Source organism: Portibacter marinus (genome assembly GCF_021533195.1).
In the GTDB taxonomy this organism is placed as follows: Bacteria; Bacteroidota; Bacteroidia; order Chitinophagales; family Saprospiraceae; genus Portibacter; species Portibacter marinus.
Genome location: NZ_JAJNKB010000001.1, coordinates 213193 through 237584 on the forward strand (window position 1 = coordinate 213193; position 24392 = coordinate 237584).

Below are 24392 nucleotides of genomic sequence, written 5' to 3' on the forward strand. Positions count from 1 at the left end.
TCAATATATTTATTATTATTGACTTCTATCAACACTTGATTTTGATTGACGATGATCCTTTAATAATTTATTTAATTCTTTAACTTTGTCCGGGTATTCCAAATAGAGATTTTGAAGCTGTTGAGGATCTGATTCCATATTAAAAAGCAAACTATCTGTTCTAAAATCCTCATAGTTTTTTATTTCCTTAAAGAATTCTGGAATTTCACGATGACCACCAGTCTTGTCAGTGATCATCAGCCAATCTCCTTTCCTGATACCCCATATGCTTTCATAAGTATTGTGTATGGTCGCTTGACGAATTGGCGTGGAAGTGGACTGGCCGTTAAGGATCGAACTGATGTCATAGCTATCCGGAGCGGTGGCTGGATCTAGATCAATGTTTAGCATACTGGCTAAGGTGGCAAAAATATCAACTTGCGAAATGACTTCATCGCTCACTGTTCCTCCTTTGATGACTCCTTCATATTTAAATATAAATGGAACACGGTGCCCTCCTTCCCAGACATCTCTCTTTAATCCTCTTAGGTTGCCCATGCTGAAATGTCCAAAATCTCTGGCCCTTGGCCAGGCATAAGCTTCCGGACCATTATCTGAAGTGAAGATCACGATGGTATTTTCTTCCAGGCCCTTCATTCGAAGCGCAGTCAATACTTGCCCGACCACATCATCTGTCTGTACCACAAAATCTCCATACCCACCAGCGTTTGATTTGCCAATAAATTTGTCATTAGGGATGATGGGAGCGTGTGGGGAGGGCAAAGCCAAATAAAGGAAAAAAGGTTGTGATGCATCTTGTAGATGAACCCATTCAACTGCTTTTTTAGTCAAGGTAGGAAGAACTTCATAAGGATTCCAATCCTTTACTTTTGGACCGGGTCTGAATTCCCAACTGCCTTCTCTGATATCATAACCTATATTGTTGATATCCATAATTTCTGTAGGTGCTTCCATCACGCGATCGTTCTCAACCCAGGCATAGGGAGGAAAGTTGATCGTACCATCACCAAAGTAATAATTAAAGCCCCTTTCTAAAGGTCCTCCTTTGATAGGCTCGTCCCATACCACATCATCAGGCCCATAAAATGGACGTTCTCTCCCCCACTGTTCTACTGTTTCACTTGGCTCATTGATAAATTCCCAATCCCATCCCAGATGCCATTTTCCTATGCATGCGGTCTCATATCCTACATTCTGTAATACGTGTGCCAATGTAACATCAGAATCTTTGAAGAATGGTGGACCAAATGAACCTACAATTTCGTGCTGTCTCCTCCAGTGATAGGACCCTGTCAATAGTGCAAATCTGCTGGGCGAACAGATGCCCGATGAACTATGTGCATCTGTAAACCTCATTCCCTCCGCTGCTAGTCGATCCAGATGGGGTGTTGGGATTTTGGAATCAGAATTTTGACAATTGAGATCGCCATAACCCATGTCGTCTGCATAGATGATTACGATATTTGGACTGACCTCCTGACAGAATAATTCTAATGAAATTAATAAAATAAAGAGGGGAAAAATAGGTTTGAATTTAATCATAATACTCATTTATCCTTAAGTTAATCATTTCTGTTGATAGCGATTTATAGGTAGGGATAATTTTATGAAACAAAGTGAGCTAGATGATTCCAAGACATGAATCACTTCAAAGAATAGAGTGATGTGAAGTCAGGCATACCTTTCCACAAAAGCAATGATAAGACCTGACAAATCCTAAATCATGGCAGAAGCGATTAGCGAAAATTCGTAAAGGCCGTAGGTATTCACAGAAGGCCAGCACAGCTGATTTTTCCTGAAATATAGTATGACATGCCCTAATTGATAAGTAGTGTTGAAAGTAAGGGTTCTAGTTTTACTAATGAGACTGCATTCTAGATCTGTTAAGAACAAATCGTCAATCTGCTTCTATGCTAGCGGATCAATTCAATCAATAAAAGGTATATATCAAGCAGGATACTCTGTAAGGAGGAAATGAGGGCTGAAGATTAGAAATAAGATTAAACTGACTTTAGTCTAAGAATTACTTTTCTTATGGTCTGCCAAAAACTTTTCAAGACCAATATCAGTTAATGGATGCTTGAGTAAACCCAAGATGGCATCCAGACCACAGGTCACGATATCTGCACCGGATCTTGCCGCTTCTACAATGTGCAAAGAACTTCTAACCGATGCAGCCAGAATTTCTGTTTCATATCCCTGTATGGCGTAGATTTCTGCAATATCTCTGATCAGGTCCATGCCATTCCAGGTGATGTCATCTATTCTACCGATGAAAGGGGATAGGTAAGTAGCTCCAGCCTTTGCCGCCAGAATAGCTTGTCCGGGAGAAAAAACAAGGGTGCAATTTGTATTAATGCCATTATCGGTCAAATGACGGATGGCTTTAATGCCTTCTTTGATCATAGGTACCTTGACAACGATATTGGGAGCAATTTGACTTAATTCTTTTCCTTCTTTGATAATCCCTTCACAATCAGTAGAAATCACTTCAGCACTCACATCGCCATCTACGATATCACAAATTTTAGCATAATGATCTCTCACATTTTTATCTCCAGAAATGCCTTCTTTAGCCATAAGGGAAGGATTAGTGGTAACACCATCCAGAATTCCTAAATCTCTGGCTTCCTTAATCTGATCTATATTAGCGGTATCAATGAAAAAACGCATATCTTTTGATTTAGAGATAAAATAAAAAAGTGAGGAAACATACCGACGTCGCTCAACCCCCTACCCTTGCTGTATTTCTACCCTGGGGGAGTTCAGAGGGAGCTGACCGTATGACCCTCACCAACGGCAAAAGTAACAGAAATTACTTTACTGTCAAAGTTTGAGGGTGAAAGTTCTTGGTTGTCTTATGAAATTAGATTCATGTCGTCATCCCACTTTGCAATAACATCACGCTTGGACTGATCCACGCACTTCGCAATCCACTCAGGATCGTAGTCTACATCATGCTCTGCCAAAACTTCCTCAGGGATACCATCCCAAATATTTGGGCGATTTCCAACATATCCTAAATCTTTAAATCCTTCTCTACTGGTATAGTATCCAGTTACAGTTAGATTCCTCATTAGATTAAAGAATTTCCTGCCCGGCGCCATGTCTGGCTTTTCATTGTTTTCATCAGGATAAGCAATGTCATCGATAATGGCTATCTGTCGTGCCTTGGTGCAAAACTGAAATTGCTTGTTGAATCTTTTATTAGATTCCAGATCTAACCATGCCAGACCTCCCCTCATTGGCAATTGATGCGAAGGAATATCTTTCACGATAAATTTTATGAATGCAGGTACACCGGCACCCGTTGCTGACGTTGCAGATGCTGTGGATGGTAAAATAATGTCACATAAAACCGCAATGGTCTCTAACTCATGATTGGTCAGATACTTTTGAGATCTTATTCTATTGTCTCTTTCCAATTCTTTTGGAGTCCTTCCATAAAATTTTTCTCCTGCACCTACAGTTACAGCGTTTGCTGCTTTATCAGGATGACAGCTTGCAGCACTTCCTACGGTAACACCAGCAACGGCGCCTACTAGTAAAGTTTTTAACGTATCTCTTCTATCCATGATCAGATATTTTTCTTAGTCATTTGATCTGCAATGTACTCCGATGCCCTCATACTGAGTGCCATAATGGTCCATGTACAGTTTTTATCAGCTTGGGATGTAAAAACTCCAGCATCGACAACAAATACATTTTTCGCGTCGTGCAGCTGAGAATATTTATTGGTCACTGATGTTTGTGAATTGTCGCCCATTCTTGTCGTTCCGACTTCGTGAATGATTTGACCTGGCGCAAGCAAGCCATAATCGCTTTCAGGACCAGGTAGATCACCCATTGGAATTCCTCCCATCGCATGTGTGATCTCATCAAAGGTCTCCGTCATATGTTTGGCCTGTAATCGCTCATAATCAGACCATTTATAGTCAAATCTCAAAACCGGTATCCCAAATTGGTCTACCACATCCGGATCCAATTCACATCTGTTATCATATCTGGCAATGGCTTCACCCCTTCCGCCAAAACCTACAATGGCACCGAAAAATCTCTTTACATCGTCCCGCAACTTATCGCCATATCCACCTACCGCACCGCCAATGTATTTATTCATTTCTGAGATATTGAAACCAAACCCATAAGCTGGCATGCCTAATCCGCCCCAAACTTCGATGTGATATCCTCTTGGGAAATCCAGTTTAGAATGATCTCCCCACCACGGAGTGTACAGATGCATGCCACCGACTCCATCTTCATTGTAAAGCTTACGATCCATTAATGCAGGTACGAAGGCCGATCTTCCAGCACCCGTCGAATCGTGCAAGTAGCGACCCACATGATCACTGCTGTTTCCTAATCCATTCGGGTGTTGTGCACTTTTTGAATTGAGTAATATTCTGGCCGTACTACAAGCAGAGGCACCTAACACAACTGTTCTGGCTTTGAGCTGATATTCTTTTCTATCGTCTTTATTAATATAAGATACGCCAGTGGCCAAACCTTCATCATTGGTCGTCACTGACCGTACCATAGCATTGGTGTAGAGATCTACCTGACCACTTTTCTGTGCAGGAAAAATAAGGCATGAACCCGATGAGAAATCGGCATATGCTGAGCATGATCTTCCGCATTGACTGCAATAGAAACAAACACCTCTATCGTTATTGATTTTCTTCGTTAAAATGGAAAGTCTAGAAGGAATAACAGGAATACCTAGTTTCTTCGCTCCCTTTGCGTAGTACAATTCGTGAAGTCTTGGCTTCGGTGGTGGTAAAAAATAACCATCCGGATCATTGGGCAAGCCTTCTTTAGTCCCGAAAACGCCAATCATTTTATCTAACCTGTCATAATATGGTTTTACTTCATCATAGGTGATCGGCCAATTTTCACCCAAACCATCTACATCCTTGTGTTTAAAATCTACCGGACCAAAGCGTAATGAAATTCTTCCCCAGTGATTAGTTCTACCACCGAGCATTCTGGAACGCCACCACATAAACTTCGTATCATCTTTTGTGGTATAAGGTTCTCCATCCACTTGCCAATCTCCCCATGACATATCAAAATCACCAAAAGCCCTCGTCACTGATGCTCCTCTCCTGGGCGAATCCCAGGGGTTCTTAAGCTGAGTCATGGTTTGGGGATCTTTAGGGTCAAAAAATGGCCCAGCTTCTAATAGGGCCACTTTCAATCCTTTGTTGGCCAATATGTTACACGCCATTCCACCGCCAGCACCAGAACCTACAATGATGGCATCATAGACCTTAGCTGATTCCTTTATCTGCATACTATTTTCTTTTTGATGCAGTTAAGATAAGAATTTTGTGTGCGTCCACAAGAAAACCCCTCTGAATATCTTCTTACATCAATCCAAACAACTTAGCATACTTCATCATCTCACTCTGGTTGCTAATCTTCAACTTACCTGTCAGGACCGCCATCATGGGATTCATATCACCTTTCAATATTTTCAACATGTTATCAGACTTGGCTTTTACCACACATGTGGGTTCCCCTTCGAGACCCTCTTTACTAAATGCTTCACCGTTTTCAATCCCCACTGTAATGTTTTGACCATCCGGGGCATCCAAAATAAAGTGAAACCTGGTGTTAACTCCTTCAATAGCTTCTGGAGCAACCTTATCAGGCAAATCCATTAAAAATTCTTTTGCTGTCATTTTTATTGTTTTATTCTTAATCCATTGACAAATTCTACTACATAAGCGTTTGGGAAATCTTCCTCAATATTTTCAATTTTCCAAGTTTCAGCCTCTTCCTGACTCTCGAATTCACCTACCATATACAATACATTCTTCTGTGCTGTACGATAGGTCAAAATCTCAGGGAATGTGCGATAAATTTTGTGATCTGCAGGAATCGGCAAATTAGAATAGTGCACCACTACTCGATATCCGGAATACGCATCCTTACCCAATTCATTCATATCACGTTCCTTCTTCTTTCTGATGATGTTCTCCAATGCAGTGTCTCTTGAAGTCCTATTTGCATTAGCGATTTCTTTTTTGGCTTCCATTTGAGTTTGGCCATCAAGAAAAACCATGTCATTTGAGGTTGGAGAGACTTGAGTTTCTTTTTCAATTTGCCTATCATCCACCCTTTCAACTTCTGTCGTATCTGTAAGAGAAATGGAGATTGATACATTGACTGTATCTAAGACTTCATTTTGAGGCAGATCTATGTGCTCTGTAAGGGTTGAATCAACTTCATCCACTTCATTCGATGTCTCCATAAAAACTTCCTTGACATCAAAGTGAGCGGTATCCATATCGACTTCTACTTGTTCCTTCTCATAGACTATCGTTTCACTTCCCTCACCTTCCAATATTTTCTTTAGAAACTGCTCTTCAAATTTTATTTCAGTCAAACTTTTTATGGGAACAGCATTTTGATTCATCTCCAAAATCTTTATTTCGGTTCTCCGGTTCGCAGCATGTTCTTCCTCTGTACAATCCACTCCCTCCAGACATTTGTTTTTGATCTGACTTTCACCATACCCTACCGCCACAATCCGGTCTGAAGAAACTTCTAATTCACCGGTTAAAAAATCAACGGCAGCTTGCGCCCGTTTTTGTGATAATTCCAGATTGTCCTCAGCGCCTCCCCTTGCATCTGTGTGGGATCCAAGCTCTATGCTTAAATGTGGATTATCCTGAATGATATCAGCAAGATTCCTCAAAATCTCTTTTGCCTTTCTCGACAACGCGGACTTGCCAAATTCATAATACAAATTCTGCAGTTCTATAATCTTTCCTTCATAAATAGGGATCATTTCTACATTTGCTAAAAGTGTGCCCATAGACAGACCTTCTGTTAAATTGTCAGCCACACCTGGCCTGACTTCTCCTACCCCTTCAAAGCAAAGAATACAACCTTCCACATTGACAAAAGCTTCCATCCTCTTTACAAGGTATCCATCTTTTCGAATCATAATGGTATAGTGGTTTCCTTTGGTGAAATTTACCCGGAAGTCAGGGTTTGGATGATCTTTCAGGACAAGCACTTCTTGCTCAGCCGTATTATTATAGACCTCTATCAATGCGCCTGTTATGGCCTGTACTTCTTGGTTTTCATCATCCCTCTTAGGCGCTAAAGTTACTTCGAACAAGTAACCCTCTTCTCTTGACATAGGAATCTTAAGGAAAGTTTTCTCGAGCGCATTCGTTTCAAATGTGATAGCCTTCTTTTCAAAGGCATCTTTATAGGCTTCTAGTCGATATTGCTTGTCCGCCAGCAGTTCTGCTGTGAAAAATCCATCTTTATCAGATCTGACATTTACTATAAAACTATCTTTCTTCAGTTCGAAAAAGTCAATACTCACCTGATTCAAATATCCTCTGTTATCCTCTTCAAATACATAACCTTCCACAATCGAGCCCTGTGAAAAGACTTTGGTGGCTGCTAAAAGCATGATGAACAAACAATTTCTCATTTTACTTTTTAATTGTCATGATTTACGATAATACAACCTGATTTATTTGTGGTTGGTTCTTATTTTAGCTATTTATAAGGAAAACAACAAATATGCGTGTTATTTTCATGGGTACTCCTGAATTTGCTGTTCCGAGTCTCAAAATACTAGTTGACAATGGCGTAAATGTAGTGGGTGTTGTCACTTCCACAGATAAATATGGTGGTCGAGGTGGAAATCAACTCATTGAATCTGCTGTGAAGAAATATGCGCTGGCAGAAAACTTACACATTCTTCAGCCGTCTAATCTTAAGTCTGAGGCTTTCCTGGATGAGCTTAGGTCTCTCAAGGCGGATCTTCAAATCGTAGTTGCATTTCGTATGCTGCCAGTGGTGGTTTGGGATATGCCTCCACTTGGCACCTACAATCTACATGGCAGTTTGCTACCTAAATATCGAGGCGCCGCTCCTATTCACTGGGCAGTCATTAATGGTGAAAAAGAGACAGGAGTAACTTCTTTCAAATTAAAGCATGAAATAGACACAGGGGATTTGTTGTTCCAGGAAAGCATTGCAATAGGAGAAGAGGAAACGACCGGCGAAGTCTATGAAAAATTGATGCATCTGGGAGCTAAGATTGTATTACAAACTGTATTTGCCGTGCAGGAAGGCAAAATTGAACTAAAACCACAAGTTGCCGCACAAGCTTCAAAAGCGCCCAAAATTAATCGAGAAGTGGCAGAAATTGACTGGCACCAGGAAGCGGAGCATGTACGTAATTTCGTAAGAGGAATGAATCCATTTCCCGGAGCCTGGTTTAATTTTTCAGGATACACCATGAAAGTGTTTAAAACTTCTAATATTCACGTCCATCATAATATTGCTCCCGGCAGACTGATTTCGGACAATAAAAATTATCTCCATGTAGCCGTTCTAGATGGTTTTGTGGCTTTGGAAGACGTTCAGCTACAGGGAAAAAAACGCATGGACATTAAAGCATTGCTCAATGGCCTAGATATCATAGATTATTTGTGAAGTTGAATATAGTTTTTATCAAACTCCGCAAGTCTTTGTCTTAAAGCCATCGTCTCCTGGCCAGGCTTTCCGTTGCCTATAGTGTGTTTGCCAATTTGTCGGATCGGGATCACGCGTTTGACCGAAGAGGTCAGAAAGGCTTCCTTAATCGTAGGAATTTCCTCCGTAGTTATGGTTCGTTCAACGACTTCCAACTCTTCTCCACAACTTTCTATCAGTTTCATTCTGGTAATCCCTTTCAAAATGCCTTGATTTGTGGTACAAAGTTTTCCATCTTTATCGATGATGAAAAAATTGGATCGAGACGATTCGCTGATGATACCTTCTTTGTGATATAGAACATCAAATGCATCGTGTCTTTTCACCTTTTCCTTGAGACTTAGGATGAAGAAATAATCTGTGGTCTTCGCTGTAGGAAAGTCTCTGATATATTCTTCAAGCAACAACTTAATACCTTCCTTGTAATAAACTCCAGGAATTACTGGGTACGCAAGATGCATAATCAGAAAATTAGGGATGGTAGCGTCGTAACCATTGGGAGCATATCCACCTGTGTAAATAAATTTTATGCCTCCTTTGTCTATGTTATTTCTTTTGATTAACTCTCGAACAATCGCTTTTACCTCCTCCTTAGTCAAGTGAAACTGAAGACCCATTTTACGAACTGAATTCTTAAAGCGCTGGATATAATCATCAATATAAAGTGGTACTCTGTCGATAAATATAAAATAATCGAATACTGCATATGATCTTTGTATACTTAAGTCAGTCACATGCATGTAGCATTGATCTTTTTCGACGAATTCACCGTTGTAATAATGAAAAGCTTTAGACATTCGTTTAACCATTTAATTAGAGCAAATATATCATATAACATGAAAAGTATAGGCAGAATTATCATCTCGGTCCTACTCATCGTCGTAGGATTTTTCGTTGGGACTGCATGGAATAACGCCCAGCAACCGGAACAAGCCTCAGAAAAAACAGTAGCTTCTACAGATGAAGCTGGTGAGGTTTCATATCAAAAAGATCGGGAACGTGATCCTGGGGATCTTCCGATAGAATTGACACCCCATGAGGTCAAAACCATCAACCTGTTCGAGCAAGCTGTACCATCCGTAGTTTATATTACTACCAGTACCATCAAGAGAGATTATTGGTCCAGAAATGAACAGGAAGTTCCTGCTGGATCCGGTTCTGGCTTTGTGTGGGATGAAAATGGGCATATCATTACCAATTATCATGTGGTCCGTAGTGCTTCAAGTGCCCGGGTTACCTTTGCCGATCAAACCAGCTATCAGGCTGACTTGATTGGTGTTGCACCTGAGAAAGACCTGGCTGTTTTAAAGATCGACTATACCGGCGGCAAACTGGAGCCTTTGCCACTAGGCATATCTGAAAATCTGAAAGTTGGTCAATCTGTATATGCCATTGGAAATCCATTTGGACTGGACTATACTTTAACCACCGGGGTAATAAGTGCTCTTGGTCGAGAAATCAATTCGCAATCGGGCAGGCCTATTAGAGATGTCATACAAACAGATGCAGCCATCAATCCAGGAAATTCAGGCGGACCTCTTTTGAATTCAAGTGGACGATTAATCGGAGTGAATACTGCCATTTACAGCCCCTCAGGTGCAAGTGCCGGAATCGGATTTTCTATCCCGGTAGACGTGGTGAAATGGGCAGTCCCGGATCTTATTCAGTATGGCAGAATCCAGAGACCTGTGCTTGGGGTCGAGTTGCTCACAAACCAGCAAGTGGCAGATCGAATGGATCTTAACGGCGCATTGATCATCAATGTCACGAGAGGAAGCGGGGCAGCCAGAGCGGGCTTGAGAGGAACCACGAGAGACGGGAATGGAGAAATACAATTGGGTGATGTCATTATAGGAGTCGAGAATGTCGATGTGGGATCCAATAATGATTTAATTCTTGCTTTAGAAAAATATAATGTAGGCGATGTGGTCAATGTGAAAATTAGGCGAGACAATAAAGTGCAAGATGTCGAAATCAAATTAGGTAGCAGTAGTTAGAAAATTGTTTACCTTAGAATCTTCATGATAAAGCAAAATATTCCAAACTTTCTGACTTGTCTGAACCTCACGTGTGGTCTGCTTGCCATCATGAGTGGAGATCTGGATATTGGGGTTTACTTGGTGATCGCAGGAGGGATTTTTGATGTATTTGATGGTATGGTTGCCAGAGCTTTAAATGTCAGCTCACCGATCGGTGGAGAACTAGATTCCCTGGCAGATGTTGTCACTTTCGGGGTGGCACCGGCGATACTATATTATAAGGCATTCGCAGGTGCAGGTCAATGGTGGTTTCTTTTAGGTCCCATTTGTATAGTGGTCGCAGGGGCAGTACGACTGGCCCGATTCAATGTCACAGAAAGCAAATCCAATTTTTTTGAAGGATTGGCCATCCCAGCTTCGGGATTAACCTTGTGTGGTTTAGTATATGCACGTTTTTTTCTCACTGGTCTAAGTCTAAACTTCCTGCCTTTCTTGTTCATAGCCATTGGACTGGCACTGCTCAATGTTTCCAGTATTAAAATGTTTTCCTTCAAACAATTTGGATCATCGAAAGTCAAGATCTATTTTGCTGTCATCGCTGGTGCTGGGTTGCTATCTTTACTATTAATGCCAAGACTAACCATAGCTGTTCTAATGATTACCTATATTTTTCTGGCAGTAATTAATGGTTTTTTTATAAAAGAAACACTTTCGTAGATCTTTGAATCGATCTCATCGAAAACCTGGTTTTACAATGGTCTGTATTGAAGCGAATGATGTAACTTTCTAAAAAATGAAATGATGAACTTAAAAAATCTTTTTTGGTCGCTATTTTTGCTTAGCTGTAGCGCTTACATGGCAAGTGCTCAAAGCTCAGATGAAGACTTGGTTAGACAAGCGGTAGAAGATTATGTATTGGCCCTCTACGAGGTAGCACCGGAAAGGATTGCGAAAAGTGTTGATACTTCCCTGCATAAAATTGGCTACTACGACTATAATGGTAAACCACAAAACCATGTGCCGATGACTTATCAACAATTGTATGATTTGGCTGGAAGATGGAACAAGGAGGGCAAGAATGCGGATGATGACAGTCCAAGAGAGATAGAAATCTACGAAGTACATGACAAAACTGCATCTGCTAAATTGACCGCAGAATGGGGAATAGATTTCATGCATTTAAGTAAAGTAGATGGTCACTGGAAGATCATGAATATTATGTGGCAAAGACCACCGACACAAGCCTTAACTGCGCGTTGATACTGACCACGCTCACCTTTGGTTCCATAATTCTCCCTCAAGTTCAGTTCTCATATCCGATTAAAATCCGGATTGAAGATTTTCATTCGATTAATACCTAGTGGCCCCAGTCTGGTCATCTCTTCTCATTTTTCGTCATCAGAATGATATATTCATTATTTTAGAGCATGAACTATGTATACTGCTTTCTCTTTTCCTTCACTTTAGTGACCCTATCCTGTAAAGAAAATACAGATCAATATGATCCTCCCAATATCGTTTTCATCATGTCAGACGATCATGCATACCAAGCCATCTCTGCTTACCAAAATGATCTGATCCAAACACCAAATATAGACCGGATTGCAAGTAATGGCATGTTGTTTACCAATGCCAGCGTTACCAACTCTATTTGCGCCCCTTCCAGAGCTGTCATCCTCACCGGTAAACACTCTCATATCAATGGCAAGCTGGACAACCTTTCTCCTTTTGACACCTCCAATGTCACATTTCCTCAATTACTGCAGGATGCTGGTTACCAGACAGCTATGTTTGGGAAATTACATTTTGGAAATAATCCCAAAGGTTTCGATCAATTTAAAATTCTTCCAGGTCAGGGTGTTTACTATAATCCCGATTTCATAACAAAGGATGAGGGTCGAATCAAGATGAAGGGATATACAACGGACATCATTACGGATATGTCGATCGAGTGGTTAGAAAAAGAAAGAAAGGACGAACAGCCCTTCCTATTGATGTATTTGCACAAGGCGCCCCATAGAGAATGGTTGATGGCTGAAAGACATATGGAAGAATACACCCAAAGAAAATTTCCTGAGCCCGCGACATTGTTTGATGATTATGATGGACGGCCAGCTGCCCAGAGAGCTGAAATGAGTATTCTGGATCACTTAAGTTGGAATCGGGACTCAAAAGTATTCAGGAACGTAATAGAGGAATTAGAATTATCGCCCTATGGTACTGATTTTGGGAATTATCGTTTCGAACATGTACTGGATTCTGCACAGTATGCTCATTTCAGGAAATATTTCGAACCGGTTAATCGTGATTTCAAAGCAAAATATGCTAATATGTCCCGAGAAGAGCTGATGAGTTGGAGGTATCAGCGCTATATGCAAGATTATCTGGGGTCGGTGAAATCGATTGATGAAAATGTTGGCCGACTTTTAGATTATTTGGAATCCAATGATCTGATGGAGAATACGGTTATTGTCTACACCTCTGATCAAGGCTTCTACTTAGGTGAACATGGATGGTATGACAAGAGATTTGTCTATGATGAATCTTTTAAAACGCCGTTAATGATTTCCTGGCCTGGAAAAATTCAGGCCGGCACCACTTCTGATGAAATGGTACAAAACCTGGATTTCGCTCAGACATTTTTAGAAATGGCGGGAGTAAAAACTACTGAGGCTATGCAAGGCGAAAGTCTCATGCCACTGCTGACCGGTCAATCAAATCTATGGAAACGAGACGGCGTATATTATCACTACTATGAATATCCGGGAGAGCACGCCGTTATGCGACACTATGCCATCGTCACAAAGGATTATAAAATAATACACTTTTATCACGACGAGGATTATTGGGAATTGATTGACCGAAAAAAAGACCCCCATGAATTGACCAACGTTTATCATGACCATGCATATGAAGAAGTGAGAAATCAGCTTCATCGTCAACTGGATACCATGAGACAACAGTATGGAGACAGCGATTCCTTGAGTGCTGCATTTCTGGAGGTTTACCTGAACAGAAGAAATCAATAGATCTATGAATGAGCAGATTAAATTCATCATTATTGGTACAGGCAATATTGCCATTACCTACCTTAAGGCCATTGATAAAATACCCTTAGGTAAAGTAGTTGGTTTCATTTCCAGAAGTCGGCAGGAACCCACTGATCACAATGAACTGCCTGTGTTTGAAAGTCTCAGTAAAGTTGACATTCCTTTTGATGCAGTAATTATATGTACTCCTAATGGCTTGCATCATGTCAGTGCTATTGAGGCAGCTGGAATGGGAAAACATATTCTGTGTGAAAAGCCCATTGATATCACATTGGAAAACATTGATCTGATGATTCAATCCAGCGATGAAAATAATGTAAAACTCGGTGTGGCTTACCAAAGAAGATTTAGCGGAGATCATCCCAGAGTAAAGGCGCTGATTGATTCAGGTCAACTCGGTAGGATATTCAGCGTTGACTTAGCCATTAAAAACTATCGTGATGACGCTTATTATAACTCTGCTCCCTACAGAGGAACTTACAAAATAGACGGAGGGGGTCCTTTTATTCAGCAAGCTTCTCATTATATAGACTTGTATCATTGGTTTTTCGGTTATCCGGATCAGATTGTGAGCAAAATGGCCAAATTCGTGCATGACATAGAAGTAGAAGATCATGGCGTCGCTATTTGCACTCACAACTACGGATTAATCAGTACCATCACTGCTTCCACCGCCACCAAGCCAGGTTTTCCGGCCAAAATGGAAATCTACTCAGAAAAAGGATATCTCATTCTGATTAATGATATGATCACAGATTGGGAAATGGACGGAATCAGCAAACCTGATGCAGCTGCTATCGATAATCAGCATACTGGCTCAGCAACTGCGGTAGTGGAAGATACGACGAATCATGAGTTCATCATCAACGACTTCATATCGGCCATCAAGAATGATGTCGAACCAAGAATCACAGGAGCTTCGGCCAGAATGGCTACAAAATTTATTTTAGAGATTTACGACAGTCAGTTTTAAAGTCACTTACTATTCTTTATGAATGCCTCGAAGACTTTATAGAAATCTGCCTTCATTCGCTCAACGTCGATATCCCTAATGTAATGGATGCTTCTGTTTCCATTTTCCTTTGAACTGGTAATGTCAACTTCAGTGACCATAGAAGGGTCTATCGCAGCTTGAACAATGGCAAGATCCCAAATCACTCGATCCTTCCTCGAACCATCCAGATGATCTGTCCATCGGTCAGACAAAAAAGTACCCAGTGCACCTTGACCATCTAGCTTTTCTAAAACTTCCTCCCTGCTGAATTTCATCTGAGAAGCAACATTGACCGGAATGATATGCAATTCAGCCTCTGACTCCAACACCACATCTAAGGCTTGTGGGTCCATCAGACAATTGAAGTCCAACTTTTTCATGATATCGCCTTCGAAGTCATATGTTGTTCCCAACCAATAAATCTTCAATTTGTCTGCTATCGATGGTTCAATATAGATCGCTGACCCGATGTTTGTCAACGCACCTAAGACCACTATCGTTAGTTGTTCTTTGCCAATTGTTTTTTCAGCTTCTTCAATAATTTGATAGGCAGCTGCAGAATGTTGGGCCATATCACCCCAATCATACATTCTGCCTACCCCACCCCTTAAAGTCAGAGTTTTGCTGCCGATTTCACCCACTAAAACCTGGTTCAATCGGTGACTGTTTTCCATGGTTTCTTCGATGGCCCACTGACTGGCCTGCCACTGTGCGGCATTCAAAGCGATAATATTCCAGCCTGGCTCTAATAATGCCCTTGTCACTGCAAATAGATCATCTACTTCATTACCCGTATCTGCGTCCAATATGATACGTTTTCCACCTTGAGCAGATAATTCGAAAACTATGAAAAGTAGCAGTAGTATATGAAACTTCATGAGGTAAGGAATTAAAAATTGAAATAGGCTTTTGCATTCCTATAACAAATATCTTTAACAATAGACCCCAACCAATCCATATCATTGGGCAATTCGCCATTGTGGACATCCCGGCCAATCAGGTTGCAAAGAATTCTTCTGAAATATTCGTGCCTCGGAAATGAAAGGAAGCTTCGGCTATCGGTAAGCATTCCTATGAAGCAACTTAACAAACCCATATTCGATAAGGCGTTCAGTTGCTTTTCCATGCCGTCCTTCTGATCTAAAAACCACCAAGCTGCACCATATTGTACTTTCCCTTTAATGGCGCCTGTATTGAAGTTACCCGTCATGGTGGCAATCATCTCGTTATCCCTGGGATTCAGATTGTATATAATGGTTTTGGGCAAGGCTTTTTCATTGTCCAGTGCATTTAAATAGTCAGATAAATCTTGAGCTAAAGTGAAATCTCCAATGCTATCAAAGCCGGTGTCCGGTCCTAACTCTCTTAGCATTCGATCATTGTTGTTTCTTAATGCTCCCAGATGCAATTGCATGGTCCATTGCTTCTCGCTATATAATTTGCCCAATTCATGCATCAAGCCGGACATAAAAGTTTGACTTTCTTCATCCGAGATACTGTAACCTGCCAATCTTTTACAAAAAATATCATCCAGTTCCTTTTCGTTTGTACGTATGGAAAATATTTTGCTTAATCCATGATCTGATAGCTTACAGCCAAGTGTTTCAAAATCATTAATACGTTGTTTTAAAGCTACCAAAAGCTCGCTATAATTTTCGATTTTTTGACCAGCCGTGATGGATAATGATTCAATGTATGATCTGTATCCTTCTTTACTGATCATGATGGCTTTATCCGGTCTGAAAGTGGGCAGCATCTTGAAGTGATTGTCCTGTTCAGAAAATGATTGATGAAAATTCAGCTCGTCCGCAGGATCATCAGTTGTACAGACCACTTCTACATTCATTTGCTTTAACAAACCTTTAGCCGAAAATTCAGCCGTCTTAAGTTTTTCATTACAAGAATCATAGATGTATTCCGCCGATTCTTTGTTTAAGATCTGATCAATTCCGAAATAGTTTTTCAATTCCATGTGAGTCCAATGAAAAAGTGGATTCCGCATAGTATATGGAACAGTTTCTGCCCATTGCAGAAATTTTTCTTTGTCTGTGGCAGCGCCTGTGATGTAATACTCTTCGATTCCGAGAGCCCTCATTGCTCTCCACTTATAATGATCTCCATACAACCAAACTTGCGTTATATTATCGAAATGTCGATCCTCTGCTATTTCTTTGGGTGGAAGATGATTGTGATAATCTATAATGGGTAAGTCCTTGGCATAATTATGAAACAAGTCTTTGGCGACTTCGTTTTCCAAAATAAAGTCATCGTCCAAAAAGGGCTTAATCTTCTGTATCATCGGTATTATTATTGACCTGCAAAATAATAATAAAGTGCTAATTTGAACTACCAGGCAGGGTTATTCCCCAGTATTCAGGTCCAGAAGTCCTTCGGGAATTTCTACGTAAATTGTTTGTTGGTCCTGATCAATGGCCGCAACGTTGGAAAAATTGAGCGGGATCAAATATTGGTGCTTCTGACCTTGAACTACAGCTATTTCCTGTTCTGGATACTCTTCTATTTCCTGAATAATGCCAATTGGAATTTGCTCTTCTTCGTCGATTACTGAATAACCAATTGCAAATGCAAAGGTCTTCTTTTCTTCCACTTGAGATACATTTGCTAACTGATCTTTATGAAGATACATTGTTCGTGAGGCCAGTTCTTTTGTGTCTTCAGGATTATGACAACTTTCAAACTTGATGAGATTGTTATCGTAATCTTCGATGAAATAAGGCACTAAACAGCCTTTCAAAAGGAAAAAGCAATGTTCACTCTTTGCTAGAGACGAATCATATTGTTCCTCCACAAAAGTTCTCATTTGACCATTTACTCCATATGATTTTTTGGCGTAGCCAATCTCTGTATAATCCGGAAAATAATCAGTTATGTTCAACGAGTGTCTGTTTTAAGATAAAGCCTTTCTCTGCCCTGTCCTTCCATGCAATATTCACATCAGCATTTTGAGAATCAAGGATAATATTCTCCTTGTATATTAAACCTGTTCCTCTGGCATACTTTTCTATGGCATATCGACGGGAAATCACATCTCTTATGGTGTCGCTTTCAGTTTGAAGAACAGTTGCTACCTGATCATACTGAATTCCCCCAACTTCTTCAGGAACATCAACGGATATTAATTCATATTCATCCCAATTTGCATACATTTGAATGATTTCTCCAGCAACTGTTATTTGTGTGAACTCATCAAAGAATATATGCCCGTTCCAACTTCTGCCTTCAAGGGCGGGAAAAACGAACTTGACAAACTTTAGATTCTCTTCCGTGCGAGTAACGCGTGCATTGTTCTTGTGGGTAACCCAAACGTCAGTGACTTGCCAGGGTTGCATGGCATTTTGACGCCAGAAACGCTCTATTCTATAGATCGTATCTCCTGCAAGATCTACAAATTCCTCCACCATTTCCTCCTTGATCTGAGAACTGCTTTGAATAATCTTGGCACCCAAGTCATCGTAAATCGTAGAATCCACATCATAGATCCATGACATTCCTACCCCTACTGGGTAGTAGTCGTATCCAAACTTATTGCTGTCAAATTCTTCGGTAGTCTTTTCACAAGAAGCGAAAGCGATCAATAAAACAAATGCGAAAAGTAGATCGAGTCTCATAAATGTTAAACCACTCAAAAAATCAATTTATTGCTTCAATGAAGACAAAATGATACCCCCTCCAACAACATCATTACCTTCATAAAAAACTGCGGACTGACCGGGCGCCACCCCACGGACATTGGCATGAAAGGTGGATTGAATATTTGATCCAATTTGCTCAACTGTGGAAAGTACTCCCGGATCATTATAACGAACCTGAGAAACCAATTCCATAGGCGCCTCGAGTTGATCATACTTTTGAAGATTTAATTTGCCAACCATCATGCCGTTGCGCATCAGATCCTCTACTTCACCCAATACTACAGTGTTGGAGTCTGCTTGAATTTCAGTAACGTACATGGGCTTGCCAAATGCCATTCCCAAACCTTTCCGCTGTCCGATGGTATAAAATGGATAGCCATCATGTTGGCCAATAACTTCCCCCTTTCCATCTACAAAAGTACCACCTGATACTTGCTCCTGTAATTCGGGAACCCTCCTTTTTAGAAAACCGCGATAGTCATTATCCGGAACGAAACAAATCTCGTAACTCTCAGCTTTTTTAGACAATTCTTCATAACCCCAGTCATAAGCCATTTGCCGCACCTCCTCTTTCACATATGGACCTAAAGGAAACTTACTTCTCGCCATACATTCTTGAGATAATCCCCATAAAACATAAGACTGATCTTTCCTACTATCCTTGGATTTTTGAATGAAATAGCGGTTATTTTCCTGAGCAATAGTTGCATAATGTCCGGTAGCAATAAATTCGCAATCCATAGCATCTGCTCTTTTCAATAGCGCTGACCATTTGATATGCGTATTACACAAAACACAAGGATTGGGAGTGCGACCTGCAATATATTCATCTACAAAATTATCGATGACATAATCACCAAATTCTTCTCTGATATCCACAATAAAGTGATGAAAACCCATTTTAACTGAAATTTCCCTGGCATCATTGATGGAGTCCAGAGAACAGCAACCAGTTTCCTTACTCGAACCTCCAGAAGAAGCGTAATCCCATGTCTTCATTGTAATCCCTACCACTTCATATCCTTGCTCATGCAGCATCATCGCGGTGACTGTAGAGTCTATACCGCCGCTCATGGCTACCAATACCCTACCCATTTTACTCATTATTCTTCAATCTTTATTCTAAGTATTGTTTTTAATAATACTTCAGATTTTTCAAAAATGGATGCAAAATTACGATAAAATCTTGATTTTATCTTCATCGATCTGCACAATGTCTCCTTCTTTTAATTTACGTCCACGTCTGGTTTCAGGTTCGCCATTGACGAAAACTTCACCAGTCTGAATCCTAATTTTAGCTTCACCACCTGAGTTGACATAATTCATCAACTTTAAGAGAGACTTCAACTCGACAAATTCGTTTTCCTCTAACTTAAAATCTTTTAGCATTGCTCTATATTTATGAATGGATTTAAATTAAAAGTATGAAATTGATTAATTCTTACCAAATTAAACCAAGTAAAAGCAGTAGAGTTCCTGATAGGTGGCGAAACGCAGAAATTTTAATATCAAAGCGAAGAGACCCTATAGATAAGATATAAAGAACCCCATACAAGATTTTCTTCATCTCAAAGGTATTAAGGGGATATTGCTTCTATGATTTTTGTTGTCAATGGCCGGAAGATTCCAGGTTAGACATGAATTAATCAAGCTATGGATGTGGATGATCGCCGCCGGATTTTATATATTACAATTTGAAAATCAACAATATATTAAATTCTTTAAAATATGAGTGCTTACACAGCAGCAGACGATAGATACGATCAAATGAAATACCGAAGATGTGGTAAAAGTGGCATTAAACTGCCCATGATTTCTCTGGGCCTTTGGCACAACTTCGGAAGAGAAAATGATTTTGAAAACGCTCGTGAAATATTACATTATGCTTTTGATCACGGGATTACACACTTTGATTTAGCTAACAATTATGGTCCACCTTATGGAACGGCGGAGGAGACGTTTGGCAAAATCATGGCTTCTGACTTTTCAGACTACAGGGATGAGATGATCATTTCCACGAAGGCAGGATGGGATATGTGGCCAGGGCCCTATGGTAATTGGGGTTCACGCAAGTACCTGATGGCCAGTCTGGATCAGAGTCTCCAAAGAATGGGTTTGGATTATGTGGATATATTCTATCACCACAGACCTGATCCCGAAACACCTCTTGAGGAAACGATGGGTGCGCTTGCAGACATCGTCCGACAAGGAAAGGCACTATATGTTGGAGTTTCTCAGTATAAGTCGCATGAATTGAAGCTTGCTCAGGAAATTCTAGATCAATACCACATCAAATTATTAATTCATCAACCTCGTTACTCGATGATGGATCGCTGGGTGGAAGAAGACGGATTACTGGACACATTAGAGCAGCTAGGCATAGGTTCGATCCCCTTTTCACCACTTGAACAGGGATTGCTGACTGACAAATACCTGGATGGAATACCGGAGGACTCACGCGTTGCAAAGGATGGGCGTTATTTGAGCGAAAATGACATCACGGATGAAAAGGTAGCTAAAGTTCAGGCACTGAATAAAATAGCTAAAAGCCGAAACCAAACTATGGCCCAAATGGCAGTTGCCTGGCTGTTAAAGGATGAGCGTGTGACCACTGTTTTAGTAGGAGTAAGCAAAGTCAAGCAACTAAAGGACAATATTGGATCGCTTCAAAATATTGACTTTACAAATGATGAGATCGGCTCTATTAATAAAATTATTAAAGATTAATATATAAGGTATTGATTACGAGCAAAGCATTTCATATGGCTTAGCCTTATTTTTCTTGAGTTAGGCAAAAGAGGAAAAGCTGGTTATGTACTTCGTAATGGATGGTCACCCGATGAAAATTAATATGAATATTAAGAATTTGTTAATCTTAAATTTTGTTTTCAGTGCCGCTTTTCATAGATTCATCCTGTTTTTAAACCTTTTTAATCATTTTGAAGACCAATTCCAGCACATTCATCTTGTGCTTTACTCATTTTTCATGTGATTTTATCAGGTTTATGAACTAGAAAAATTTGCTTATTTAAACTTAATATTATTGTATGGAAAAAACTCTCTCAAAGGCAAAGTACGTGTTCGTATTTGCCTTTCTACTGATTGGGCAATTGGTTGTTGCCCAGAACAGAACCGTTAGTGGTCAGATAACTGATGCTGATGGTCTTGGCTTACCAGGTGTAAGTATAATTGAAGTCGGAACCAATAATGGTACCATCACAGATATCGATGGTAATTACAGCATCTCTGTCGAGGATGGTGCCTCATTGCAGTATTCCTATATTGGATATGCTACTGAGACCGTACTGGTAGGTGATCAATCAACCATTGATGTAGTGATGGTCGGCGACGCCAAGGTATTGGATGAAGTCGTCGTAACAGGTTACTCCTCTCAGTCTAAAAAGAACATTACAGGCGCTGTAAGTTCTGTAGAGGTCGAAGAAATTACGGACCTACCTGTCAACTCTGCTGAACAAGCCTTGCAAGGTAGGGCTGCAGGTGTAAATGTGACCTCTTCCGGACAACCTGGTTCAGGTACTTCTGTAAGAATCAGAGGCTACGGAACCATTGGTAACAACGAGCCTCTTTACATTATCGATGGTGTGCCGTCGAAAAGAGGTATTGGTGACATTAATCCTAATGACATTAAATCAATTCAAGTTTTGAAGGATGCTTCCGCTGCTTCTATTTACGGTGCTAGAGCTGGTAACGGTGTTGTTATCGTTACTACTAAAAATGGATCTGTTGATGGCAAATCAAAAATCACTGTCGATCTGAACTATGGTTTGCAATCCGTATCCAATTTACCTGAATTGATGAATCCTCAGCAACTGGCGGATTATATTTGGGAATTACAAAAGAATGCAGGATTGACTCCTTCGCATGGTCAGTATGGCAATGGTGCAACACCAGTCATTCCTGACTTTATCAATGGAGATCCTAATCAACCTTATGACAGGCTTTCTAATGCCATCACTCCTGCTGCTAAAGGTGAAGGAACCGACTACTTCGACGAGGTATTCAGAACTTCTCCTATCACAAATGCTAATATTTCTGCATCCGGCGGAAATCAAAGTGGACAATACGGTATTTCATTGGGTTATCTTAATCAACAAGGAACGGTCATTCATACTAATTATGAAAGATGGAACTTACGTGCCAATACGTTATTCCGTATCCGAGACAACATTAGAGTTGGAGAAAACTTCAACCTTACTTATGGAGACCGGGTAGGTTTGCCAGGTGGTGTCAATGGTTCTGGAAATGCTATTTCAAACGCCTTCAGATCACCATCTATCATACCTATTTATGATGTAGAAAATAACTTTGCAGGATCTAAAGGAGGAGAACTTACCAATGCAGCCAATCCAGTTGCTGTACTCTTTAGAAGTAAAGACAACAATACTACGAACCTAAGAGCTTTAGGTGGTGCTTTCATCGAAGTTGACTTCATCGAAGGTCTGACTGCAAAATCCTCACTGAATATCAACTTTGACAACTGGGAAAACAAATCTTTCGCTTTTCCTAATCCAGAAGATATTGAAGGTAATCCTACAGGAACCAGACTTTCAGTAGATCAGGGAAGAAGTGAAGAATGGACATGGTACAATACCTTAAATTATGATAAATCCTTCGGCATTCATAATCTAAATGTTTTGGTTGGTACTGAAGCAATCAACAGTAAATACGATCAGTTTGGTGCGAGTAGATCTACTTTCTTTAGTACTGATATCGATTACTGGCAATTAAATGCGGGTGAAGAAGGAATCGGAAACTACGGATTTGGTAGTGAAAGAGCGTTATTCTCAGTATTTGGACGAGTGAATTATAATTTTGCTGGTAGATATTTATTAGGAGCTACAGTGAGAAGAGATGGTTCATCCAGATTTGGACCAAGTAATCGCTATGCAGTTTTCCCCGCGTTTAATGTAGGATGGAGAATTTCAGATGAGCCATTCTTAAGAAATAACTCTTACATCGCAGATCTAAAATTAAGAGCTGGATGGGGACAGACCGGAAACGATGAAATTGGTGATTATAGATATTCACCTGCATTTGCTACTAGTCTGGCGTCATCAGCCTATGCCATAGGAGGATCAAATAGTTCCGTAATTTCTGGTTTCCACCAAACTGTAAGCGCAAATCCAAACGTAAAGTGGGAAACAACCACTTCATTAAATGTAGGGCTTGATGCAACACTAACCAATGGATTTTCAATGAGCCTGGATTGGTATGACAGATTGACTACTGATCTTCTCATTCAGAAGCCTTTGCCTTCAACAGCGGGAATCACAGCATTTCCATTTGAAAATGTCGGATCTGTTAGAAATACCGGTGTCGATTTAGCCTTAAATTACGATAAGGCGATCAATACAGATATGAGCTTTAATGCTTCGATAGTTTTCGGAACTTACCGAAATGAGGTGACTGATTTAGGAGGTGAAAATGTAAATATTCTTGGTGGCCAGGTAAGAGAATCACAAACTGCTATCACGCAGGAAGGTTTGCCTCTAGCTGCTTTTTATGGACTTCAAACAGATGGTATATTCCAAAATCAGGCGGAAGTAGATGCTCATGCAGAGCAGCCAGGTGCTGGTGTTGGAAGGGTCAGATATGTTGATCAAAATGATGACGGTGTCATCACACTGGATGGTGATCGTGTAGTTATTGGAAACCCACATCCGGATTTTACATATGGAATTAATTTAGGTTTCAATTATAAAAAATTCTCTGTGACATTATTTGCTAATGGAGTTCAGGGCAATGATTTATACAACGCCAATAAGTACTTTACGCATTTCAACTCATTCCAAGGCAACAGATCAACTGATTTATTAAATTCATTTGGATACCCGGGAGTAACCAATCCAGATCCCGAATTGCCATTGGTCAGTCTTGAAGCGCCTGCACTTGAGTATGGCTCTACTAGCTTCTTTATTGAAGATGGATCCTACTTTAGAATCAAAAATCTTCAATTAGGATATACCATTGATGACAGCCTAATTGGGTCTTTAGACGATGGTAGTATTAGAGTCTTTGTTCAGGGTACTAACCTGCTTACTTTTACAGAGTACACTGGTTTAGATCCGGAAGTAGGAATTGCGAATTTCTATAATGGTGGTGGTGACCTATCCATAGGTTTGGATAGTGGATTCTACCCGGTTAACAGAACATTTACAGTTGGATTTTCCGCAACATTTTAAAACAT

Annotated in this window: 21 protein-coding genes and 1 other RNA gene; 8 read left to right on the forward strand and 14 right to left on the reverse strand. The window is 40.3% G+C overall.

What is annotated here, in order from left to right; translation table 11 throughout:
* Positions 1-15: 15 nt before the first annotated feature.
* From L2567_RS00985 to L2567_RS01015, 7 genes are all read right to left on the reverse strand, one after another.
* Positions 16-1542: a sulfatase family protein gene (locus tag L2567_RS00985; RefSeq protein WP_235295815.1), complete on the reverse strand. Its 1527-nt coding sequence runs from the start codon at positions 1540-1542 to the stop codon at positions 16-18.
* 474 nt (positions 1543-2016) lie between these two features.
* Complete coding sequence (gene fsa, locus L2567_RS00990; RefSeq protein WP_235295816.1) at positions 2017-2673, reverse strand: fructose-6-phosphate aldolase; 657 nt, start codon at positions 2671-2673, stop codon at positions 2017-2019.
* 25 nt (positions 2674-2698) lie between these two features.
* An RNA gene (gene ffs / locus L2567_RS00995) (signal recognition particle sRNA small type) lies at positions 2699-2795 on the reverse strand.
* Between the two features lie 63 nt (positions 2796-2858).
* Positions 2859-3575 (reverse strand): gluconate 2-dehydrogenase subunit 3 family protein, encoded by a 717-nt coding sequence (locus L2567_RS01000; RefSeq protein ID WP_235295817.1) that lies wholly within the window; start codon positions 3573-3575, stop codon positions 2859-2861.
* 2 nt (positions 3576-3577) lie between these two features.
* Positions 3578-5293 (reverse strand): GMC family oxidoreductase, encoded by a 1716-nt coding sequence (locus L2567_RS01005; RefSeq protein WP_235295818.1) that lies wholly within the window; start codon positions 5291-5293, stop codon positions 3578-3580.
* Between the two features lie 73 nt (positions 5294-5366).
* Positions 5367-5684 (reverse strand): SCP2 sterol-binding domain-containing protein, encoded by a 318-nt coding sequence (locus L2567_RS01010; RefSeq protein ID WP_235295819.1) that lies wholly within the window; start codon positions 5682-5684, stop codon positions 5367-5369.
* Positions 5685-5686: 2 nt separating this feature from the next.
* Positions 5687-7456 (reverse strand): OmpA family protein, encoded by a 1770-nt coding sequence (locus L2567_RS01015; RefSeq protein ID WP_235295820.1) that lies wholly within the window; start codon positions 7454-7456, stop codon positions 5687-5689.
* Positions 7457-7548: 92 nt separating this feature from the next.
* Here L2567_RS01015 and fmt point away from each other — a divergent pair, with 92 nt between their 5' ends.
* Positions 7549-8469 carry a methionyl-tRNA formyltransferase gene (fmt, locus tag L2567_RS01020; RefSeq protein WP_235295821.1) on the forward strand — a complete coding sequence of 307 codons (921 nt, stop codon included), beginning with the start codon at positions 7549-7551 and terminating at the stop codon, positions 8467-8469.
* Here the strand turns inward: fmt and L2567_RS01025 are convergent.
* Positions 8460-9305 carry an aminotransferase class IV gene (locus tag L2567_RS01025; RefSeq protein ID WP_235295822.1) on the reverse strand — a complete coding sequence of 282 codons (846 nt, stop codon included), beginning with the start codon at positions 9303-9305 and terminating at the stop codon, positions 8460-8462. The genes fmt and L2567_RS01025 overlap by 10 nt on opposite strands.
* A 39-nt stretch (positions 9306-9344) precedes the next feature.
* Here L2567_RS01025 and L2567_RS01030 point away from each other — a divergent pair, with 39 nt between their 5' ends.
* The 5 genes from L2567_RS01030 (at position 9345) to L2567_RS01050 (ending at position 14510) form a co-directional block, all read left to right on the forward strand.
* The gene (locus L2567_RS01030; protein WP_235295823.1) at positions 9345-10505 is read left to right on the forward strand and encodes a S1C family serine protease; all 1161 of its coding nucleotides are present in this window, start codon (positions 9345-9347) and stop codon (positions 10503-10505) included.
* 24 nt (positions 10506-10529) lie between these two features.
* Positions 10530-11204: a CDP-diacylglycerol--serine O-phosphatidyltransferase gene (pssA, locus tag L2567_RS01035; RefSeq protein WP_235295824.1), complete on the forward strand. Its 675-nt coding sequence runs from the start codon at positions 10530-10532 to the stop codon at positions 11202-11204.
* A gap of 81 nt (positions 11205-11285) precedes the next feature.
* Positions 11286-11747 (forward strand): nuclear transport factor 2 family protein, encoded by a 462-nt coding sequence (locus L2567_RS01040; protein WP_235295825.1) that lies wholly within the window; start codon positions 11286-11288, stop codon positions 11745-11747.
* A 167-nt stretch (positions 11748-11914) separates the two neighbouring features.
* Entirely contained in the window at positions 11915-13516 is a 1602-nt protein-coding gene (locus L2567_RS01045; protein ID WP_235295826.1) for a sulfatase family protein, read from the forward strand.
* Between the two features lie 4 nt (positions 13517-13520).
* On the forward strand, positions 13521-14510 hold the full coding sequence (locus L2567_RS01050; RefSeq protein ID WP_235295827.1) for a Gfo/Idh/MocA family protein: 990 nt from the start codon (positions 13521-13523) through the stop codon (positions 14508-14510).
* A 2-nt stretch (positions 14511-14512) separates the two neighbouring features.
* Here the strand turns inward: L2567_RS01050 and L2567_RS01055 are convergent, their stop codons facing one another.
* The 6 genes from L2567_RS01055 to L2567_RS01080 form a co-directional block, all read right to left on the reverse strand.
* Complete coding sequence (locus L2567_RS01055) at positions 14513-15409, reverse strand: nucleoside hydrolase (RefSeq protein WP_235295828.1); 897 nt, start codon at positions 15407-15409, stop codon at positions 14513-14515.
* A gap of 11 nt (positions 15410-15420) precedes the next feature.
* Positions 15421-16830 (reverse strand): glucuronate isomerase, encoded by a 1410-nt coding sequence (gene uxaC, locus L2567_RS01060; RefSeq protein ID WP_235295829.1) that lies wholly within the window; start codon positions 16828-16830, stop codon positions 15421-15423.
* A gap of 60 nt (positions 16831-16890) precedes the next feature.
* Positions 16891-17427 (reverse strand): ribosome maturation factor RimM, encoded by a 537-nt coding sequence (locus L2567_RS01065; protein WP_235295830.1) that lies wholly within the window; start codon positions 17425-17427, stop codon positions 16891-16893.
* Complete coding sequence (locus L2567_RS01070) at positions 17414-18178, reverse strand: hypothetical protein (protein ID WP_235295831.1); 765 nt, start codon at positions 18176-18178, stop codon at positions 17414-17416. The genes L2567_RS01065 and L2567_RS01070 overlap by 14 nt, the downstream gene beginning before the upstream one ends.
* Before the next feature lie 9 nt (positions 18179-18187).
* Positions 18188-19288, reverse strand: a complete 1101-nt coding sequence (gene mnmA, locus L2567_RS01075; protein WP_406626622.1) for a tRNA 2-thiouridine(34) synthase MnmA — start codon at positions 19286-19288, stop codon at positions 18188-18190.
* A 69-nt stretch (positions 19289-19357) separates the two neighbouring features.
* Entirely contained in the window at positions 19358-19573 is a 216-nt protein-coding gene (locus tag L2567_RS01080) for an RNA-binding S4 domain-containing protein (protein ID WP_235295833.1), read from the reverse strand.
* A gap of 339 nt (positions 19574-19912) precedes the next feature.
* Between L2567_RS01080 and mgrA the strand changes: the two genes are divergently transcribed.
* Positions 19913-20911: an L-glyceraldehyde 3-phosphate reductase gene (mgrA, locus tag L2567_RS01085; protein WP_235295834.1), complete on the forward strand. Its 999-nt coding sequence runs from the start codon at positions 19913-19915 to the stop codon at positions 20909-20911.
* 320 nt (positions 20912-21231) lie between these two features.
* Positions 21232-24387, forward strand: a complete 3156-nt coding sequence (locus tag L2567_RS01090; protein ID WP_235295835.1) for a SusC/RagA family TonB-linked outer membrane protein — start codon at positions 21232-21234, stop codon at positions 24385-24387.
* The last annotated feature ends 5 nt before the right edge of the window (positions 24388-24392 follow it).

Excerpts from the sequence above, each read along its gene's own strand:
- L2567_RS00985 (WP_235295815.1), bottom strand. The coding sequence starts at position 1,542 with ATGATTAAATTCAAACCTATTTTTCCCCTCTTTATTTTATTAATTTCA.
- fsa (WP_235295816.1), bottom strand. The coding sequence starts at position 2,673 with ATGCGTTTTTTCATTGATACCGCTAATATAGATCAGATTAAGGAAGCC.
- L2567_RS01000 (WP_235295817.1), bottom strand. The coding sequence starts at position 3,575 with ATGGATAGAAGAGATACGTTAAAAACTTTACTAGTAGGCGCCGTTGCT.
- L2567_RS01005 (WP_235295818.1), bottom strand. The coding sequence starts at position 5,293 with ATGCAGATAAAGGAATCAGCTAAGGTCTATGATGCCATCATTGTAGGT.
- L2567_RS01010 (WP_235295819.1), bottom strand. The coding sequence starts at position 5,684 with ATGACAGCAAAAGAATTTTTAATGGATTTGCCTGATAAGGTTGCTCCA.
- L2567_RS01015 (WP_235295820.1), bottom strand. The coding sequence starts at position 7,456 with ATGAGAAATTGTTTGTTCATCATGCTTTTAGCAGCCACCAAAGTCTTT.
- fmt (WP_235295821.1), top strand. The coding sequence starts at position 7,549 with ATGCGTGTTATTTTCATGGGTACTCCTGAATTTGCTGTTCCGAGTCTC.
- L2567_RS01025 (WP_235295822.1), bottom strand. The coding sequence starts at position 9,305 with ATGTCTAAAGCTTTTCATTATTACAACGGTGAATTCGTCGAAAAAGAT.
- L2567_RS01030 (WP_235295823.1), top strand. The coding sequence starts at position 9,345 with ATGAAAAGTATAGGCAGAATTATCATCTCGGTCCTACTCATCGTCGTA.
- pssA (WP_235295824.1), top strand. The coding sequence starts at position 10,530 with ATGATAAAGCAAAATATTCCAAACTTTCTGACTTGTCTGAACCTCACG.
- L2567_RS01040 (WP_235295825.1), top strand. The coding sequence starts at position 11,286 with ATGATGAACTTAAAAAATCTTTTTTGGTCGCTATTTTTGCTTAGCTGT.
- L2567_RS01045 (WP_235295826.1), top strand. The coding sequence starts at position 11,915 with ATGAACTATGTATACTGCTTTCTCTTTTCCTTCACTTTAGTGACCCTA.
- L2567_RS01050 (WP_235295827.1), top strand. The coding sequence starts at position 13,521 with ATGAATGAGCAGATTAAATTCATCATTATTGGTACAGGCAATATTGCC.
- L2567_RS01055 (WP_235295828.1), bottom strand. The coding sequence starts at position 15,409 with ATGAAGTTTCATATACTACTGCTACTTTTCATAGTTTTCGAATTATCT.
- uxaC (WP_235295829.1), bottom strand. The coding sequence starts at position 16,830 with ATGATACAGAAGATTAAGCCCTTTTTGGACGATGACTTTATTTTGGAA.
- mnmA (WP_406626622.1), bottom strand. The coding sequence starts at position 19,288 with ATGAGTAAAATGGGTAGGGTATTGGTAGCCATGAGCGGCGGTATAGAC.
- L2567_RS01080 (WP_235295833.1), bottom strand. The coding sequence starts at position 19,573 with ATGCTAAAAGATTTTAAGTTAGAGGAAAACGAATTTGTCGAGTTGAAG.
- mgrA (WP_235295834.1), top strand. The coding sequence starts at position 19,913 with ATGAGTGCTTACACAGCAGCAGACGATAGATACGATCAAATGAAATAC.
- L2567_RS01090 (WP_235295835.1), top strand. The coding sequence starts at position 21,232 with ATGGAAAAAACTCTCTCAAAGGCAAAGTACGTGTTCGTATTTGCCTTT.